At 38.3% G+C, this 3,160-nt stretch carries 4 protein-coding genes; all 4 read right to left on the bottom strand.

All coding sequences use genetic code 11. The annotated features are described in order from the left end of the window. Positions 1–394: response regulator (locus AC6F75_RS07940; protein ID WP_500714447.1), on the bottom strand; the 394-nt coding region annotated here is incomplete at its 3' end. Positions 395–396: 2 nt separating this feature from the next. After that, positions 397–828 carry a response regulator gene (locus AC6F75_RS07935; protein WP_500714446.1) on the bottom strand — a complete coding sequence of 144 codons (432 nt, stop codon included), beginning with the start codon at positions 826–828 and terminating at the stop codon, positions 397–399. An 8-nt stretch (positions 829–836) separates the two neighbouring features. Continuing rightward, on the bottom strand, positions 837–1,757 hold the full coding sequence (locus AC6F75_RS07930) for an ATP-binding protein (RefSeq protein WP_500714445.1): 921 nt from the start codon (positions 1,755–1,757) through the stop codon (positions 837–839). A gap of 13 nt (positions 1,758–1,770) precedes the next feature. Beyond that, the coding region (locus AC6F75_RS07925; RefSeq protein WP_500714444.1) for an ATP-binding protein at positions 1,771–3,160 on the bottom strand (1,390 nt) is incomplete at its 5' end.

Genomic DNA, 3,160 nt, shown 5'->3' with positions numbered 1-3,160 from the left:
CAAAACGTTCTTTGGCATAAAGGATACTTTTATAAAGCACCAATGGGTTGATGGTGTCTTTAAGCAAATAATCAGAAACACCAACGGCGAGTGATTTGGTGGCAAATTCCACATCGGAATAACCGGTGAGGATAATGACAGGGGTAGTTTTTGTAATACTTTTTACTTGTTTGATCAGGTCTTCTTTTGAAATATCAGGCAGCGATAAGTCAAGCAATACAATGTCAAATTTTGAGGGGTCGTTGTTTAGTACATCCAATGCATCCTGAAATTTTTGGACATGGTTTATAGTAGGGTTCAATATATGTTCCTGAATGTAGTCTTCAATCAGCAGGTAGTCGCCGGGGTTGTCCTCAACCACCAGGATGTTGTAGTTGTTTTTATCAATACTCATAATTATTCTTTGACCGGTAACTTGACTAACTGCACCCAGAAATCTTCAATTTTTGAAATGGCATCAATAAATTCTACTATATCCAGAGGTTTGGTTATAAAACAATTGGCGTGTTTTTCATAGGATATATCAATATCGCGTTGTGCAGATGATGTGGTTAGTATAATCACCGGAATTTTTCGGGTTTCTTCGTTTGATTTTATTTCTTCAAGTACTTCGTGTCCGTTTTTTAACGGTAAATTGATGTCTAATAATATCAGGTCAGGGGTTTCAGTATTTTGATAGACTCCTCTTTTGAATAGAAAATCCAAGGCTTCCACACCGTTTTTAGTTACACTCACTTTATTGATAAACTTTCTGTCTTGGAGGGCTTCGGTAGTTAACAGGATGTCACCGGGGTTGTCTTCAACAAGTAATATATGAGCAGTTTTCATAAATTGAATTATTTTTTAAGGGTAAAATTGAAGGTGGTTCCCTGATTGGTTTCAGAGTTGACCCAAATCGTACCGTTTAGTTTTTCGATATTTTTTTTAACAATGGCCAACCCGATTCCCGTTCCTGAAAAACTGTCTTTTTCATGTAGCCTTCTGAAAATTACGAAAATTTCTTCAAAGGCGCTCTCAGGAATTCCAATACCGTTATCTGTTATTGAAAATTGCCAGTGTGTGTCTTTATCTTCTGCCTGAATTTTTATTTCGGGTTGCGTGTCCACTTTACTGTATTTTAAGGCATTATCAAGCAAATTGTGAAAAATTTGAGTGACTGAAGTTTTATAGTTGGTAATTTCCGGCAATTTTTCAAAGATAAACTTCGCTTTTTTTTCTTTGATATCTTCTTGATGTGTGTTGCAAAAATCCTGAACAACATCCTGAATCGCTATGGTTTCTTTGCTTCTTTTAAATTGTCCAATTCTCGAATATTCCAGTAAATCAAGTATGATTTGACTCATTCTTTTGGCACCGTCAACAGCAAAAAAGATGTACTGATTGGCTTTTTGATCCAGTTTGTCTTTGTATTTACTCTCCAACCGGGAAAGAAAACTGCTGATCATGCGCAGGGGTTCCTGTAAATCATGGGAGGCTACATAAGCAAACTGCTCGAGCTCTTTATTGGAAGTTTCGAGTTGATTGTTCAACTCTTGCAGTTGCGATATTTTACGGTTGAGGGTTTTGTAATGTTTTTTAAGAAGAAAAAAAAGTATTGTGGCTGTGGTTATGACAAACAGGATGCCTTTATAGGTTTGTGCGGTTTTCAGTCGCATGATATCATCTCCAAACAACCAGAGTGCAACTTCATCGCTTACCAAGATCCACAATAAGGCAACAGCTAAATAGATGCCTGTGATTTTAAACACTGTTTTCATTCGACAAAAATAATTAAATGTTTTTTGGAATAGTAAAGTAAAAGGTGCTTCCTTCTCCCGGTTGTGAAGATACCCAAATATTTCCTTCCAGGGTTTCAATGATTTTTTTCACTATGGCCAGACCCATTCCGGTGCCTTCATAAATGTCATTGTTATGCAACCTCTGGAATATTATAAATATTTTACTGAAATAATCCTGCTCAATCCCAATGCCGTTGTCTTGAAGGGCAAACTCCCAATGGTCATGATTTTCTATAACTGTAATTTGAATTTCAGGGGGGCTGTCTTCTTTACTGTACTTGATGGCGTTATCCAGCAAATTGTGGAATATCTGGGCGAGGGGTGCCCTGTAAGTGGCTATTGCCGGCAGGTTTTCAAACTGAATGTTCACATTTTTTTCATGGATGAGTTTTTTACGTAAAACACAGTATTCCTCAAGCAGTTCTTTGATATCAACAGTTTCTTTTACTTTGTCAAACCTGCCCACTTTTGAAAACTCCAGCAGGTCGAGTATTATTTTTTTCATGCGTTTGGCACCATCAACGGCATAATAGATGTATTCAAGGGCCTTTTCATCGAGCTTGTCGCCGTATTTTTTTTCAAGCAACATCAGGAAACTGCTGATCATCCTGAGCGGTTCCTGCAAGTCGTGTGAAGTCACATAAGCAAATTGCTCCAGTTCCTGATTGGAGATTTCAAGTTCTTTGGCGTGACTTTTCAGCTTTTTATTGAGTTGCTTGAGTGATTCTTCATATTCCTTCCGGTAACTGATGTCGCTCATCGCTCCAACCACGCGGGTAACACGGCCGCCCTCATCCCTGATAAAAATAGCCCTGTCTATAACGTAGGCATAATTTCCGTCTGCTTTTTTGAATCGGAATTCTTCAAACCAGTTTGTGGAAACACCGTCATCCATAAACTTTTGAAACTTACCGGAAACACGGTCTCTGTCATCCGGGTGTATAGAACCCATTAATAAGTCGAGGGTTGGGGATATTTTGTCGAGTTTGTAACCAAACTGGTTTTCAAACCCTTTGCCCCAAAACAAGGTGTTGTTGGTTACGTCATAATCCCAGATGGCATCGTTGGTGGCTTCAGTGATTTTTTCAAAACGTTCATTGGTATCCCTGATGATTTTTTCTTGTCTTTTACGTTCGGTGATGTCTTTGAAATAGACTGACAGGCCTGCTTTTGAGGGATAGGCACTCACTTCTAACCAGGTATTGTTTTCGGCAAAAAAGTTTTCATAATGCACGGCTTCGTGATATTTCAGTGCTTTGTTAAGTTCATTGTATGCTTTTTGTCCAACGTGTGCTGCAAAAACATCCCAAAGTTTTTTGCCAATGACTTGTTCTTTTTTAGTCAACAAAAGTTCTTCGGCTTTGTTGTTCCAGTAAGTAACA

This window comes from Planktosalinus sp. (genome assembly GCF_059864935.1).
Note: the sequence above shows the minus strand (reverse complement) of the source record. Positions and strands in the feature narration are given on the sequence as shown.

Coding starts and splice junctions, on each gene's coding strand:
- AC6F75_RS07935 (WP_500714446.1), bottom strand. CDS start 828: ATGAAAACTGCTCATATATTACTTGTTGAAGACAACCCCGGTGACATC.
- AC6F75_RS07930 (WP_500714445.1), bottom strand. CDS start 1,757: ATGAAAACAGTGTTTAAAATCACAGGCATCTATTTAGCTGTTGCCTTA.